10 protein-coding genes and 1 pseudogene are annotated in these 15,518 nt (G+C 65.4%); 6 read left to right on the top strand and 5 right to left on the bottom strand.

Annotated features, from left to right (window positions below):
• The first annotated feature begins 10 nt into the window (after nucleotides 1–10).
• From KIH31_RS18430 to KIH31_RS15655, 5 genes are all read left to right on the top strand, one after another.
• Nucleotides 11–6,301 (top strand): RHS repeat-associated core domain-containing protein, encoded by a 6,291-nt coding sequence (locus KIH31_RS18430; protein ID WP_214428065.1) that lies wholly within the window; start codon nucleotides 11–13, stop codon nucleotides 6,299–6,301.
• Complete coding sequence (locus KIH31_RS15670) at nucleotides 6,298–6,891, top strand: SMI1/KNR4 family protein (protein ID WP_214428064.1); 594 nt, start codon at nucleotides 6,298–6,300, stop codon at nucleotides 6,889–6,891. Before KIH31_RS18430 ends, KIH31_RS15670 begins: the two co-directional genes overlap by 4 nt.
• A gap of 584 nt (nucleotides 6,892–7,475) precedes the next feature.
• The gene (locus KIH31_RS15665; protein WP_214428063.1) at nucleotides 7,476–7,892 is read left to right on the top strand and encodes a hypothetical protein; all 417 of its coding nucleotides are present in this window, start codon (nucleotides 7,476–7,478) and stop codon (nucleotides 7,890–7,892) included.
• A 260-nt stretch (nucleotides 7,893–8,152) separates the two neighbouring features.
• Complete coding sequence (locus KIH31_RS15660) at nucleotides 8,153–8,407, top strand: hypothetical protein (protein ID WP_214428062.1); 255 nt, start codon at nucleotides 8,153–8,155, stop codon at nucleotides 8,405–8,407.
• 269 nt (nucleotides 8,408–8,676) lie between these two features.
• Complete coding sequence (locus KIH31_RS15655; protein WP_214428061.1) at nucleotides 8,677–9,324, top strand: recombinase family protein; 648 nt, start codon at nucleotides 8,677–8,679, stop codon at nucleotides 9,322–9,324.
• Nucleotides 9,325–10,010: 686 nt separating this feature from the next.
• Here KIH31_RS15655 and KIH31_RS15650 read toward each other — a convergent pair.
• Nucleotides 10,011–10,628, bottom strand: a complete 618-nt coding sequence (locus KIH31_RS15650; protein WP_214428060.1) for a bacterial transcriptional activator domain-containing protein — start codon at nucleotides 10,626–10,628, stop codon at nucleotides 10,011–10,013.
• Between the two features lie 580 nt (nucleotides 10,629–11,208).
• Here KIH31_RS15650 and KIH31_RS15645 point away from each other — a divergent pair.
• Complete coding sequence (locus tag KIH31_RS15645; RefSeq protein ID WP_214428059.1) at nucleotides 11,209–11,883, top strand: DUF1345 domain-containing protein; 675 nt, start codon at nucleotides 11,209–11,211, stop codon at nucleotides 11,881–11,883.
• 194 nt (nucleotides 11,884–12,077) lie between these two features.
• Here KIH31_RS15645 and KIH31_RS15640 read toward each other — a convergent pair.
• The 4 genes and pseudogenes from KIH31_RS15640 to KIH31_RS15630 form a co-directional block, all read right to left on the bottom strand.
• Nucleotides 12,078–13,334, bottom strand: a pseudogene (locus KIH31_RS15640) (IS256 family transposase).
• A 205-nt stretch (nucleotides 13,335–13,539) separates the two neighbouring features.
• The gene (locus tag KIH31_RS18195; RefSeq protein ID WP_307857678.1) at nucleotides 13,540–13,716 is read right to left on the bottom strand and encodes a DUF3105 domain-containing protein; all 177 of its coding nucleotides are present in this window, start codon (nucleotides 13,714–13,716) and stop codon (nucleotides 13,540–13,542) included.
• Complete coding sequence (locus KIH31_RS15635; RefSeq protein ID WP_250546080.1) at nucleotides 13,650–14,165, bottom strand: DUF3105 domain-containing protein; 516 nt, start codon at nucleotides 14,163–14,165, stop codon at nucleotides 13,650–13,652. Before KIH31_RS15635 ends, KIH31_RS18195 begins: the two co-directional genes overlap by 67 nt.
• Before the next feature lie 70 nt (nucleotides 14,166–14,235).
• Nucleotides 14,236–15,420: a TDT family transporter gene (locus tag KIH31_RS15630; protein ID WP_214428058.1), complete on the bottom strand. Its 1,185-nt coding sequence runs from the start codon at nucleotides 15,418–15,420 to the stop codon at nucleotides 14,236–14,238.
• Nucleotides 15,421–15,518 lie beyond the last annotated feature (98 nt).

The following is a 15,518-nucleotide window of genomic DNA, read 5'->3' as shown; positions in this document are numbered from 1 at the left end:
TACTACTGCCGTGGTGACAGCGACAGCAGGGTTCACCGTGCTGCCCCCGCTCCCGCAGGCCGAAGCGGCGCCGGCACCGGCAGCCACACAGGAATCCTCCGTTCCCTCCCATCCCTGGACCCCGGCAACAGCGCCGGTGCCCAGGACCCGGCCGCTGCTGACCGGCCACGACCCGGCCCTGCGCCACGCCGCTGTGACCGGCACGGGGAAAGCCACCGTCACCGGCGCCCCCCTGCCCCCCAAACCGGCAGCCCCTGCAGCTCCGAAGACCACCCCGAAACCAACCGTGCCCGCCAAACCGGCCATGCCAACTCAACCGGTCAAACCAGCGGCCGGGAACACCGGCTCACCGGCGGCGGCCAGGCCCGCGGCCCCGGCGGCCAAGACGACCTCCACCAAACCGGTCCCGGCGAAGACGACGGGCACCACCACGACGGCGGCGCCGATGGCAACCGCATCAACGACCACCACATCGTCAACGGACCAGGGGACCGGTGACTTCAAAGCCGTCCCCGGTGTCTCGGCCGGGGCGTGGGGTTCACCCGGGCAGACCGGCGGTTTCACCTGGGCCTACCCGTTCACCCTGCGCAGCGCACCCGCCGGCCCGACCCCGTCCCTGTCCCTGTCGTATGACTCGACCAGGGTCGACGGGCTGACCAGCTCCACGAACAACCAGGCCTCCAACGTCGGTGACGGGTGGGCTCTGGCCGGGGCCGGGAGCATCCGGCAGAAATTCTCCCCCTGCATGGACCAGGGTGTGCAGAACTCCTACGACCTGTGCGGCAACCCGGGCGGCCAGTCGTTCACCATTTCCTTCGGTGGACGCTCCGGCCTGGTCATCAGGGACGCCGCTACGGGCACCTACCGGCTGCAGTCCGATGACAACACCCGCATCGAGTACCTCACCGCGGCCGGGAGCAACGGCACCTACGACGGCGGCTACTGGAAACTCACCGACACGTCCGGCACCCAGTACTTCTTTGGCCGCAACAAACTGCCCGGCTGGGCGGCCGGGCAGGAAACCACGAACTCGGCCGACACCGTGCCCGTCGGCGCTGCCACGGGATCCCAGCCCTGCGCCGCCGGGTCCTTCGCCGCGTCGCTGTGCTCCCAGGCGTACGCCTGGAACCTGGACTACGTGGTGGACGTGCACGGCAACAGCCAGGCCTACTACTACACCCAGGACACCAACACCTACTCCACGCAGGCCGGAACCGGGGACCTGAAAACCTATGTGCGGGCCAGCAGGCTCACCCGCATCGATTACGGCATGCGCGCCGGATCGGAACTGGCGGCCCCCGCACCGCAGCGGGTCGTTCTCGCCTACACCGGCCGGTGCACCGGCGTGGACTGCAGCGTCGGCAACGACATCCCCTCCGGTAACGCCTGCCCCGCCGCCGGCCCCTGCACCGTGTACTCCCCCACGTTCTACTCCGACCAGCGCCTGCTGACCGTGACCTCCCAGACCAACGTCACCGGCACCTACCAGAACGCCGACATCTGGACCCTGCACCACTCCATGCCCGACCCCGGTGACGGCACCAGCCCCGCCCTGTGGCTCGGCTCCCTCGACCACCAGGGCGCGAACACCGCCACCGGGACCGGCGGCACCATCCAGGACCCGCCCGTGGTCTTCAGCGGACAGACCCTGCAAAACCGGGTCTGGGTCAAAGACGGCCTCGCGCCTCTGGACCGGTACCGCATCTCCAGCATCAAAACCGACACCGGCGCCGTCATCGCCGTCACCTACACCTCCCCGGAATGCAGCCCCACCAACCTGCCTGCCGCCCCGGAAACCAACACCCTGCGCTGCTTCCCGCAATGGTGGACCCCAACGGTGCCCATCATCCAGGCACCCCGCATGGACTACTTCCAGATCTACCCCGTCGCTTCCGTCGCCACCAGCGCAGGCCCCGGCGGCGACGGAAGCGCCGACCAACTCACCCAGTACCAATACCTCGGCACCCCCGCCTGGACCTACGACGGACCGAAATATGTGGCTGACAGCAGCGGGTCCCAGGCCACCTGGTCGGTGCTAGCCGGCTGGTCCCAGATCAAAACCACCACCGGCAACACCACGGCCAATCCGGCCACTATCAACACCTACCTGCGCGGGTTGGACGGCACCCCCTCGGATACCAGCGGGGGAACCAACGCCACCACGGTCACCGCCAGCGACGGCACCAACGTCACCGACTCCCCCTGGCTCGCCGGGACCCTCCTGGAAGCCCGCAGCTACCTGGGCCAGACCTCCACCGTGCTCTCGGACAAAGTCAACACCCCCTGGTCTTCCGCCCCCACGGCCACCGGCAGCGCCGGCACCGGCGCAGCGCAGGCCCGCCACACCGGCACCGGACAGGTCATGACCCGCACCGCGTCCAGCACCGGCAACGGATGGCGGACCGTGACCACGACCACCACCTTCGACTCCCTCGGACGGCCCGCCGCCACCTCCAACACCGGCGACTCCACCGTCAACGGGGCCGACGCCAGCTGCAGCACCACCTCCTACGCCGACAACACCGCCGCCAACCTCCTCGCCCTGCCCGCCGTCATCTCCACCTACGCCGGCGAATGCTCCAACGGCTCCCCTGCAGGGAACCTCCTCACCTCCTCCCGGATCCTCTACGACGGCTCTACGTCCGCCGACCCCGGATCCTCCGGCTACACCACACCCACCCTCGGCAACCCCGCCCGCACCGACACCGCCACCGCCGTCACCGGCACCACCGTGTCCGCCTGGCAGCAAGGACCGGACATCGCGTTCGATGACCTCGGCCGGGCAGTAAGCTCCACCGACTCCAGCACCGGCACCGCCCGCACGACCAGCACCGCCTACACACCCGCCACCGGGCCGGTCACCTCCAGCACCGTGACCAACCCGCTCGGCTGGACCGCGACCACCAGCTACGACGCAGTCCGGGGACAGCAAACCGCCGCCACCGACGCGAACACAAACACCACCACCTACCGGTACGACGCTTCCGGGCGCGTCACCGGCTTCTGGGACCCCACCCGCCCGCAGGCTTCGAACACCACCCCAACCACCGGCACCGCCTACCAGATCTCCCAGACCGCGCCGTCCTGGGTCCGGCACGACAACATCAACAGCTCCGGAGCCGTGAACAGCTCCTACAGCATCTACGACGGACTCGGCCGCATCCGCCAGACACAGGAATACGCCCCCGGCGGCGGGACCATCGCCCACGACACCTTCTACAACTCGATCGGCGCCGTCAGCCTGGTCCGCAACGCCTACTACTTCAGCCCCAACCCCGCCGGCACCCTCCAACTGCCCGGCCTCGCCGTGCCCTCGAGCACCCAATATGACTACGACGGGGCCGGACGCCCCGTCACCGTCACCGCACTGGCCAACGACAACCAGGTCCAATGGACCACCAATCTCGCCTACACCGGCCTGGACACCACGACCACCACAGGCCCCGGCAACGCCTCCGCTACCACCGTCATCACCAACGCCGAAGGCACCACCGCCAGCCGGGTCCTCTACCACGGCACCACCGCCACCGGGGCCGCGGACACCAGCACCTACACCTACGACCCGCTCGGGCAACTCACCGGCATGAAGGACACCGCAAACAACACCTGGTCCTGGACCTTCGACGCCGCGGGCCGTCAGACCCGCGCCACCGACCCCGACACCGGAACCCTCACCACAGCCTGGGACGCATCCGGACGCAAAGCCAGCACCACCGACGGCGCCGGTAACCTCACCGCCTACACCTACGACGCCCTGGACCGGGTCACCGCCGAAACCGTCACCCCCTCCGGAGGAACCGCCCACACGCTGACCACCACCACCTGGGACCAGGAAAAGAAAGGCCAGATCAGCAGCACCACCCGCTACAACGGGGCCAACTACGACCAGGCGGTCACCACCGCCGTCTCCGGGTACAACGCCGCCTACTGGCCCAAAACCACCACCGTCACCCTTCCCGCCGCGCTGGGCAAATTCGCCGGCAGCTACACCACCACCACCCTCTACACCAAGACCGGGAAGATCAGCTCCCTCGCCACCCCCGCCCTCGGAGGCCTGGCCGCCGAAAGCCAGTACATGGGCTACGACGAATCCGACCGGCCCTCCTCGAACCGCAACGCAGCCTGGGACACCTTCGCCGGCAACACGCAGTACACCAACCTCGGCCACCTGGCCACCTACCAGCAATTCGACGCCAACGGGCTGAACAACCCCAGCGGTGACACCACCGGCACGGTGCAGACCAACTTCACGTGGGACGCCACCACCGGCCGGCTCACCAACCAGTCGACCACCGACCTAGCCAAAAGCGTCACCACCGACCTGGGCAAAACCACCTACACCTACGACCCCTCCGGCCGGCTCACAGCCACCGACCTGCTCTACGGCGCCCGCACCGGCAAACCCGAAGACACCCAGTGCTACGCCTACGACTACGCCTCCCGCCTCTCCGCTGTCTGGACACCCTCCGCCCACACCTGCGGGACCGCCACCGCCCCCACCGCCACCACCGTCACCGGGCTCGGCGGCCCCGCCCCCTACGCCCAGACCTACACCTACACGCCCGCCGGAGACAGGTCCCAGACCAAACGCTTCGGCCCCACCGGCGCCCTCGGCAACACCGAAACCGCCACCTACCCCGCCGCCGGCACCCCCGGCCCGCACCAGGTCAAAACCATCACCTCCACCCCCGCCACCGGCAGCGCCGTCACCGAGAACTTCACCTGGGACGCGGCCGGGCGGATGACCAACCGGTCAGGCCAAACCCTCACCTACACCCCCGACGGGCTCACCGCCACCGCTACCGGGGCCAGCAACATCCCCGCCAACCCCAACCCCGGCGCCACCGCCGGCACACCCCCCGCTCCCGCAGCCGGGACCGCAACCACCACCGCGAACCGGTACTACGACGCCAACGGCACCCTCGTCGGCATCACCGACGGCACCGGAACCACCGCCATCATCGGCAACATCACCGCGTTCGCCACCACCACCGGAACCGTCACCGCCACCGCGACCTACGGCTTCGCCGGCAAAACCGTCGCCCAGCGCACCGCCGCCAACGGCGCCACCAAACTCAGCTTCATCCTTCCCACCACCGTCAACACCGCCCAAACCCTCCTCCAACCCTCCGTCGGCACCACCGCAGTCACCACCATCACCCGGTACACCGACCCCAACGGCCTCGCCCGCGGACCCACCCAATCCGCCACCGGCACCGGCGCCTACGCCACCTCCCCCTCAACAGTGAAAGGCGTCGGAACCAACGCAGCCAACCCCGCCGGGTACGACGCAGCCCTGGGCTACATCGGCAAACTCGCCGACACCGTCAGCACCCTTACCCACCTCGGCGCCCGCGACCTTGACCCCGTCACCGGCACCTTCACCACCCCCGACCCCATCCTGGACACCGGATCACAGACCGACTACTCCCCCTACCTCTACGCCCAAGGCGACCCCGTCAACTACTCCGACCCCACCGGCCTCTACATCGGCCTCGCCCTCTCGGATGACGAGGGATCCTGGCACGGAGTCAAAGCCACACCACGCAAACCCGCCCCCTACGTCTCCTGGACGCCACCATGGCGCCCGAACGTCCAAGGCACCCAAATCGCGTCCCAGCAATACTTCCAAAACCAGGCAAACCAACGCTTCCAACAAACCCTCTACCGAATCCAAGCCGCGCAAGACCTCCGCAACGCGGCAACACAGGCACAAACTGCCCAAACTTGGCGTCGAATTGGTGTGGGAGCCGCACTTATTCTCCTCACTGTCGCGACGATAGCCTCAGCCGGCATAGCTGCGCCCGAGACTAGCCTCGCCGGCACAGGACTTGTAGGCGGAGAACTCGCTGCTGAAGGAGCCGCGGCCGCAGCCCGAAGTGCGGCGGTCGCTAGCGAGTCGGGCCTAACAGATACGGGGCTAGCGGATGCCGCCGAAACCGGTCTCACACAAGGTGCAAAGGAAATTCCGCAAGTCACCTTCAGCCGGGGTCGCGCGCCGGGACTAGCGCGAAACTTCGATCAAGCTGTTTCCGATGGAGCGCCCACGCGACTCAACCGAGTAACAGGAAACGCGCGCCTTCAAAACCGCAGAGAAGCCCTAAAGGGCGCCGAGCGAGCGCCGAAGGGGCAGTCCCTTGACGAATACCCGTTTGCGTGCAGTAGCCAGGGCGGAGCGGGTTCCTGCGTCAGCGCAGTCCCAACCAGCGAACAGAACTATCAAGGGGGCGTTTTGAGTAGATTTTTCCAATCCAACGGCATCAAGGACGGCGAGCCGTTCGATGTAGTCTTTGGACCATGATGAGCGACCTCACTTCTGCCCTACGGCAAATTATCCTCGGCAACGAAGAACTCGGAAGATTGGAGTTCCTTCGCCGTCTGCAGCCTGGTGTCCCTTCCGGCGTTACGCGAGGGGAATTTTCGAAGCTGGGCCTTCCTTTTCCCGGAGATCAACTCTCATCACTCTACGAATGGCGTAACGGCACAGACAGTGATGGTGTAAAGCTGGGCCATATATACCTGTTTCCGGGTTTCTACATGCTTTCTCTCGAGGAAGGGCTCGCAAGCTATAACAACTTCGTTGGAAACGAACGATGGGACCGCGAGTGGTTTCCACTGTTTGCAGATGGTGGTGGCGATTTTTACGTTGTCACTTGCTCTCGCACGTCATCGCGGAATGGGAAAATTGTCCACTTCATGATCGACGAGCCTGATCATCCCGTCGAGTACGGGTCCCTCGCTTCGATGCTGCTTACGATGGCTGAGGCGTATCGGCGCAAGATTTTCTTCTTGGATCAGGACGGATACCTTGATGAGGATTCCGAAGCCTTCCTCTCACTAGGCGAGGAACTCAACCAGGACGTTTCTTGGTGGACGGATTCGATTGGGTAGTCAGAATACGGATCGACCGCTTTCGCTGCGGGGCCCCCAACCTTGCAACGATGGATGCTCGCAAAGCAAACCCTCTACCGAATCCAAGCGGACGCCCGCGCCCAGGCATCCGCTCCCAAACGCCCACACAGTCCAATGAGTCTCAAACAGACGCTGCTCGCCATGCAGGGTCCCACCGGACGAGAACCGATCTTGGAATGACGCGCTCCGATCCGTCGGCGAGATCGCCGCTGTACTACTCCCTGGCGGTGCAGGAAAGGAAATCGGCGCCGAAGTAGCAGCCGCAGCCACCCAAAACGGTAGTACGGTCCTCAACTTTGGAAGCAGGGCGGCTGCCCGCTCTGGACTTCAGGGGGAGGCGGGCAACGCGGCTAATCGATTCTTTCGAGGTGCAATATCGAAGAGCATCGACTTCGAGGCACAAGAAATGGCGGACGGGGGATACCGTTTGCAGTTCTTTTCACCCGCAAACAACCCAGGATATGGGAAACTTTTCGTTCAAGAGATCGATAAGAACGGAAATGTCCTGTGGGAGTTCAAGAACACGATGGGACCTGACGGGCTGATCGAGACAAAGTGGGTGCATGGTGGTCCATGATTCCGAACGCTTGCGAGAAGCGCTTGTGCGCCTCGTCAAAGGTGACTTGCGCGGGCTCCCCATGGTCCTGTTGGCCGACCATGCCACCATACGGGAGGTCGCAGCAGCCGCCGGTGAACCACTCATTGTCACTCGTTTGGCCACTGTCTTAGTCCTGCGAGGATTGCTCGACGGGACCTTCTCCTCTGCTCTAGCGCAGGCATGGGCGTCATTTGTTCGGCGAGGCTATGTAGCTGGATCGGGTGACGGTCCGGTTCTCCCTATCGATATTGAGTTCGCGCACGCGGACGAGGATGGCATTTCGACAGCGGTATCAAGGCTGGATGAAATCGGCGATGTGATTGACGGACAGTTGTCCTCGGCCGAGATTCTGGCGCTCCTTCAGTTGCTTGGCGAGCCATGAAGCCTACTCCTGGCACCGCGGAAGTGTTGACTCATTAGGTGCGTCGGGGCCGACAGCGTTGACTTGTTCGATGCCGGATACGGAGCCCTCTCTTGGTAGCTGATCACTCGCGCAACTTGCTGAAGGGGCCAAGCGCTCTAGTTCTCGCAAGATTACGCAACAAATGTTCAACCGACGGGATAGCTGTCACTCTCCTTCTCCTAGGGCTAAATGTCTTCAGAGTTCCGCAGTCTTGGCTGACTGATGGCGTCATTGGTGCCATGCTGGTAGCGATTGTTCCAATATGCGTCCTGATACAGTGGTCGGCGACCAAAGATCGCAAGGAACAAAAAGCCGGATACACCACTATGCAGAACTGGCGGAAAGACCTGGAACAGCGCGACCCTTATATGGGTCGCGTTATCCGTAAGGCAGGCGCCGAGTACCTCGAGCGTTCGGAGTTTCTCGCGATTGTTCAGGCAGCGAAGCTTGAGGCCAAGGAATCCGCACGGATGAACGCACGATCGCGGGGCTAAGCGGCACGGCTCGAATAAACGACAGCTCTCATCAAAGATCACCTGCGCAGACTTGAAACGCAAGCTCGGGTGGGCCGCCGTTCATTTCTCCAAAATCACAAAATGCAACCCCACTCACGCGGATTCCGGCGTCAGGTTTCGTTACACCCCAACCTGACGTCAGGCAGCCTTATCAAACGACGTCAGATTAGACCCGGAATCAGCTTTTCTTGACACTGCTCGCTGAAGGTCCTAGATTTCAACCTGACAACTTCAGGATGGGGGACCGGATGTCAGGTCAGAGGATCGGGTACGTGCGGGTCAGCACCCTGGACCAGAACGAGCAGCGCCAGCTCGACGGGCTCGTGCTCGACCGGGTCTTCACCGACAAGGCCTCCGGCCGGGACACAGCCCGGCCCCAGCTGACCGATCTTCTCCGCTTCGCCCGCGAAGGCGACACCGTGGTCATCCACAGCATGGACCGGCTCGCACGGAACTTGGATGATCTGCGCGCCCTGGTCCAGACACTCACCCGCAAAGGTGCACGGGTGGAGTTCGTCAAGGAAGGGCTCGTCTTCACCGGAGAGGACTCCCCCATGGCCAACCTCATGCTCTCCGTCATGGGAGCTTTCGCCGAGTTCGAACGCTCCCTTATTAAGGAACGCCAACGCGAAGGCATCACCCTCGCCCAAAAGCGCGGCGCCTACCGCGGCCGCAAAAGAACCCTCACCCCCGAGCAAGCCGCCGAGCTGGTTACCCGCGCCGCCGCCGGCATCCCCAAAACGACCCTCGCCAAGGACTACGGGATCAGCCGCGAAACCGTCTACCAGTACCTGCGGCAAACCGCATTGGCTCATACTCCGCCGCCGGTTCCTGAATCGGGCGCCGTGAACGCCGTCAGTTATCGGATCAACAACGCGAGTGCGGCGCCCGGTTGAAATAGCGGCACGTTCGACCGTGGAGTCGCGGAGCAACCAATATCCATCAGGCCCCGAACGATTCATTTGCGTGAGTTTCGTGCGCGAGTCCCCCCAGGAAGAGGTTCATGGCCCATGGCCCGCAAACGCACCGGGGCAAATAATCGCGACTGACCCTAACCGGCCGGGTTACCCGAGTCACCCCCGGCATGGCATATTCTTTTCGGGCACCTGCGTGGTGCGGTCCGCCAGGCCGCCCGGCAGCTCCTGGGAACCCTTCCCGGTCCGGGGCCGTCTCAGCGAGGAGACGTCCATGTCCAGTCCTGATGTGCTTACCAGGGGCCCGGCGAGGTCCGGCCCGTATGTGTGATTGCCGGCGTACTGCTGGCCGTGCCTATCCTGGTGCCTCAAGGACGGCCCGCCAAGGCCGTGCACGGATGCTTGAAGACCTGCCGGAGATCAGCCCCTGCGCTTCTCGGGCCGAGCCGTAGATCATGGCGTCCGACTCAAAAGCGTCCTGCCCAGAGGCGGCCAACACGACGGGCAATTGGTGACCACCGGCGGGCCATCGAGATGACCATTAGCGGGCACGCCCCTGGCCGCCTGCGGGCAATTCCTACTGGCCGCTAACAATCGCGGGTCTCGATGTCAGGTTAGCTTGCCCCATCTGGTGCGCGTTCATCTTTCAGGGTCGTGCGGGGTAGTGCTCACGGGCCTGTTCTCAGCAGGGCCGTGAGCCCCGGGCCGGGGGCGGTCCCGAGCTGGGCCCGGATTATCTGTTCGAAGTGCCGGGCGCGGCGGCCGGCTTCGCCCGGGCACCCGGCGGCAAGGTGCGCGCGCACGATCATCCGGTGGGGTGCTTCCCGAAGCGGCTCCAACACCGCCGCGCCTTCAGCGGCAACGATCGCCCGATCAAGGTCACCAATAGTCAGGCAGTGCTCCGCCGCGCACTCAAGCGCGTCCACCCGGTCCTGGAGCAACCGGTCCTGCTCAAACAAAACCCAGTCCTCGTACCAGCCCGGCAGCAGATCCGCCCGCAGCAGCACAGCAATCTCCCGCGACGTCGGCACCCGCGCACCCTGCTTCACCTCATGGATCAGTCCCCTGACCCGGGCCAGGTCCGTCCCCACCGAAGCTGAGAGCGCAAGCATTGTCCCGTGGCTTTCGACCAGGCCCGGCTGGTCACCGCCGACACGGAAAACAGCGGCCCTCAGGTTCGCCAGTCCCAGGCCGCCGCGGGCCTGCGGCCACAGCAGGGAAGCAAGCGCACCGCGGGAACGGCCGCCCCCGATGGCCAGGGCCGTGATCAGGCGTTGCTGACGCACGCCCGTCAGCAACGGTTGCCCGCCCGCGGTGAGCATCCAACAACCAAGAAGGTTCAACTCCCAGCGGGTTCCCGCACCGGAAGAACCCGAAGGAGCGCCCCGGTCGTGATCGGTCGAAAAGGGACCGGCGATGGTCTGGGGGGAAGTCTCGGTCTCACAAGACTTATCCATCGCCGGCCCCCGTTGCAGGGCCTGCGCGCCGCGACGCCAGGCAGGCGGCTACTTCTGCTGCGCCTGTTTCAGTACTGCCACTGCCATCCATCCCCGGACCCGCCTCCCGCACCCGGGACAATCTCCCGAACACCCCCAAGCCTAAGAACATTACCCCCCCCCCCGCACACGAGTAACCACTACCCGCATCACCCACCCTGCTGCCCGCCGCGGCCACCGGCCACTACCCGTTCACGGCGGCAGGTAGTAGCCGGCCCCTTGACAACCACTCCCCGGCAGCTTCATGGGCACGCGGCTGACCCGCCGCCCGGTTCCCCTCGGGTTTTGGGGACGCGAGGTGTTCAGGTTTCGTTAAGGCCCGCGGTTTGCACCCGGTCCCGGGCCCGCTTGCCTGTGAAGATCAGGTGCCATGAACACTTTCGAGCCCCCGGCCGACGCGCACGAGGACTTCAACACCAGGTCACATCATTCCCGCCTCCGGCTGGCCGTGATGCTGGCCGTCGGAATCATCACCGCCGTACTGGTCGGCACCGTGAAGAACTGGACGTACGCGCCGTCGCTGGGCTGGGCGGCCGCGTCAGCGACCTACCTGATCTGGGTGTGGGCCGTCGTCGGCAAACTCAACGCCTCCGCCACTGCAGCCCACGCCCGCCGCGAAGACCCCGGACGCGGATACTCCGACGCCCTTGTACTCACAGCCACCCTGGCCAGCTTCGCCGGGGTCGCACTGATCCTGCTCGACGCCTCCAACGCCCAAGGCCGCACGAAGGACGCCATCGTCGCCGTCGCCCTGGGCAGTGTCGCCCTCTCCTGGTTCCTCGTCCACACCCTCTTCACCCTCCGCTACGCCTCCCTCTACTACCGAGACAAAGACGGAGTGGACTTCAACGAGCAGAAACCACCCAAGTACATGGACTTCGCCTACCTGGCCTTCACCGTCGGCATGACCTTCCAGGTCTCCGACACCGACCTGAAAACCGACGCCGTCCGCGGCACTGTCCTGCGCCACGCACTGCTGTCCTACCTCCTCGGCGCCATCGTCCTCGCCACCACCATCAACCTCGTCTCCGGACTCCTCCACTAACCCCAGGAAACACCGATGAGACTACGGCTCCTCCTCGGCTTCCTCATGCTCCTCGCCGCGGCCGGCATCACGATCCTCGTCGGCGACCGGCTCACCCGGGCACAAACGGACGACATGCTCACAGGCATCCGGGCCCCGGGCCCTGGGCTCCGGGGGGTCTGTCAATTATTCGGTGTAACTGGGGTTGTCTTTCTCTAGCTCCTGCCGGCGGACAGGCGTCCGTCGAAGGTGATCTCGAAGGCGTTGAGTGCGGCCTTCCAGCGGTTGCTCCAGCGTTTCCGGCCCTTGCCGGTGGGGTCCAGGCTCATGATTGCCAGGTAGATGCACTTCAGCGCGGACTGCTCGGTCGGGAAGTGGCCGCGGGCGTTCACGGCGCGGCGGATACGGGCGTTGATGCTTTCGATCGCGTTCGTCGTACAGATCACGGTGCGGATCTCGTTGTCGAACTGCAGGAACGGCACGAATGCGGCCCACGCGCTGGTCCGGAGCCCGATGATGGCCGGGTACCGCTTCTCCCACTTGCCCGAGAACTCCGCGAACCGGTCCAGCGCCGCCGCCTCGCCCGGGGCGGTGTAGACGGGCTTGAGGTCCTTAGCGATCTGCGACCAGTCCTTCCTGGAGGCATAACGGAAGCTGTTGCGCAGCAGGTGCACGATGCACGTCTGGACCACCGTCTGCGGCCACACCGCCCCAACCGCGTCCGGAAGGCCCTTCAGCCCGTCGCAGACCAGAATGCAGCAGTCGGCCACGCCGCGGTTCTTGATCTCGGTCAGCACCCGCAGCCAGTACTTCGCGCCCTCGCCGTCGCCGTGCTCGCCGGCCCACAGCCCGAGGATCTCCCGGGTCCCGTCGACTGTCACGGCCAGGGCGACGTAGATCGGGCGGTTCGCGACCTGGCCGTCGCGGATTTACACGTTCACACAATCGATGAAGATCACCGGGCACACCGGATCCAGCGGCCGGTTCTGCCACTCTCCCATCCCCTCCAGCACCCGATCAATGATCGTGGAGATGGGCTGCTTGGACACCTCAGCCCCGTACACCTCGGCCAGATGCGCGGCGATCTCGCCATGGGTCAGGCCCTTGGCCGAGAGCGAGATGACCAGGCCATCCACCCCGGTCAGCCTGCGCTGCCGCTTGGCCACGATCCGCGGCTCGAACGACCCGTCCCGATCCCGGGGCACCGAGATCTCCACCGGCCCGGCCTCAGTCAGCAGCGTCTTGGACCGCCGGCCGTTACGGTAATTGCCGCCGTCGCGCCCGGCCGGATCATGCTTGCCATAGCCGAGATGATCGTCCAATTCGCCATCAAGCGCGGACTCCATGACCAGCTTGGTCAGCTTCTGCAGCAGCCCGCCCTCCCCGGCCAACTGCAGTCCCTCGGCCCGGGCACGCTCGGTCAGCTGCCGAACCAGATCCTCGTCCACCGCATCCGCCGCGGCAGCTGTCACATCTGTCTCCTCTTCATCAAGAGTTACACCGGAAAATTTACAGTCCCTACGGTGAGCGTGTGATTTTTAGTTGGAGTTGGCGGTTAAATCGCCGTTTAGATTGGCGGTTTGTCGTCCCGCCCGGGAGCCATCAACGGGTGAACGGGAGTCCATGGGCCGGCGGGCGTTGGGGTCTGATCGGCCGAGCGGCGGTCTGTCTCCTGATTTATCCGTTGACTCCGCCGCTGCAGGTCTCGCCGGGTTGGGGTGTCTGCGGACCTTGCTGAAATGCTTTGATGAATGCGAACAGCCGCGGGTCTGCCGGGTCTGTGACGCTTAGTTGTTTTCCCCAGGCGGTTGCTTCGATGCGGGATCCCTGGCCAGGAAAGGGACTGACCAACACGTGGCTCTGGTTGGTTGCAAGCCGGGCGAATTGGCGATGTCATCGGCGGGAAGCTCGGGTTGGTAGCTGATCCAGACGGCACCGTGTTCAAGGGAGTGCACTGCCCGGGTTTCCTGAACGGGCCGGTCGTATGCTCCGCAGTTCGTCCACACCGGTGAGTGGTCTCCGCCGACGCCGGGACGTTGCGGATAGGTCACCGCGGTCTGGACGTGGTTCCTGCTCAGGCCGGCATAGGTGATGACTCCTTCGATCACGGTCGGGCCCTTCTCGGCTGACGGGGTCGGTTGGCCGGTGCCGTTTGCGGTGATTCCGTAGGTGAGCGCGCCGGCTGCGAGGAAGAGTGGCACGCCGACGGCGATCAATGGCCGCTGGAATCGGGCGGGCGACCTGGCCCCTTTTGTGTTGGTGGGTAAGCGTTGCTTTGAAACGGGTGTTGTCCGGGGTTTCATGAGGCCACCTTCTGGCGCTGTGAACGGTTGCTTGTTTGCGTAAGGGGTTGCTGGTCCGCTGCGGGCCCGCCTACGGTGCGGTCGTTGCGGGCTTCTGAAAGAGGGTGCCTTCGAGGATGCTGCCGTGGAAGGTCCGCGCGGCGACGATGATCCACGCGACGACCAGCAGGGTGTAGCCGGCGACGGCCATCGCGTCGAACGCGGCGAGGTGGGTGTGGGCGGCGAGGCCGGTCAGGCCGGTGACGCAGGTTCCAACCGGGAAGGTGAAGGACCACCAGGTCAGGGAGAACGGCAGGCCCTGACGGGCGGTGCGGATCGTGATGGCGGTTGCGAGGCCGGCCCACATGAGCGCGAAGCCCAGAACCGGCACCCCGTACAGGACGCCGAAGGCTTCCATCGCCCGGGCCAGGGTCCCGGACACGGCGAGGTGGGCATTCCCGCCCAGGAGGTTCGCGGCGGTGATGGACTGGCCCAGCGGGCCCAGCACGATCCACAATGTGGGAACGGCCGCGGCGGCCCCGATCTTGTGCCCGGCGAGGCGGTTCCAGATCAGTGTGGTGATGATGATGGAGGCCAGCAGGCTCAGTCCGAACATCGCGTAGCAGCCCATCAGCAGGGTCAGGCGTGCCTGCCCGGCCACGTAGGGCAGCAGCAGGGCCCCGGTGGAGGCCGAAACCATGGGCGGGACGACAGGCATGAGCCAGCCGCCGAACGCGCTGTCCTGTGTGACCTGATGCCGGGTGAACTGCAGGTACGGGACCGCGACTGCGCTGGCCAGCCCCAGCAGAGTCCCGGCGATCCACAGCACCGCATCGATGCTGAGGGCCAGCTGTTCGCCGAGGACGTCTTTGCCCAGCAGCAGGGTCCCGGCGCCGACGGTGAGCATGGCCATGGGTGGTGCGCCGTAGAAGTGCGCCATCACCGGGTGGCTGTGGTGGCTCTGGGCGGTTTCCCGGTGCCGGATCCAGTGCACCCCGCTCGCGGCGCTCAGCAGGATCAGCAGCAGGGACGCCAGAGCCCAGACGACGGTGGCGGCGGTGCGCAGGCCGGGGAACTGCAGGGGCAGCGTCGCGGCTGCGGTCGCGACGATCCCGGTACCCATGATGGAGGCGAACCAGTTCGGGGTCAGGTTCGCGAACAGCTCCGAGGGCTTATCCAGTCGGCGCAGGACGCACCCGCCCCCGGTACGGCCGCCCGGGGTCTGTGCCGGTGGTGTGGTGTGGTGTTTGTCGGCGGTCAGCAGCAGTGGTCCCATACCGTCCATGCTCCCGGACCGGGACCTGCCGCAGTAGGGGGCATACACTTGTCCGGGTACAAGCCGGACTTGTATCACAAGTGACGTTTCTGAAGGAG

Origin of the sequence: Paenarthrobacter sp. DKR-5 (assembly GCF_018531425.1) — a bacterium.
Lineage (GTDB): Bacteria > Actinomycetota > Actinomycetes > Actinomycetales > Micrococcaceae > DKR-5.
The sequence above is the reverse complement of the archived record's forward strand: the minus strand, read 5'-3'. Positions and strand labels throughout refer to the sequence as shown.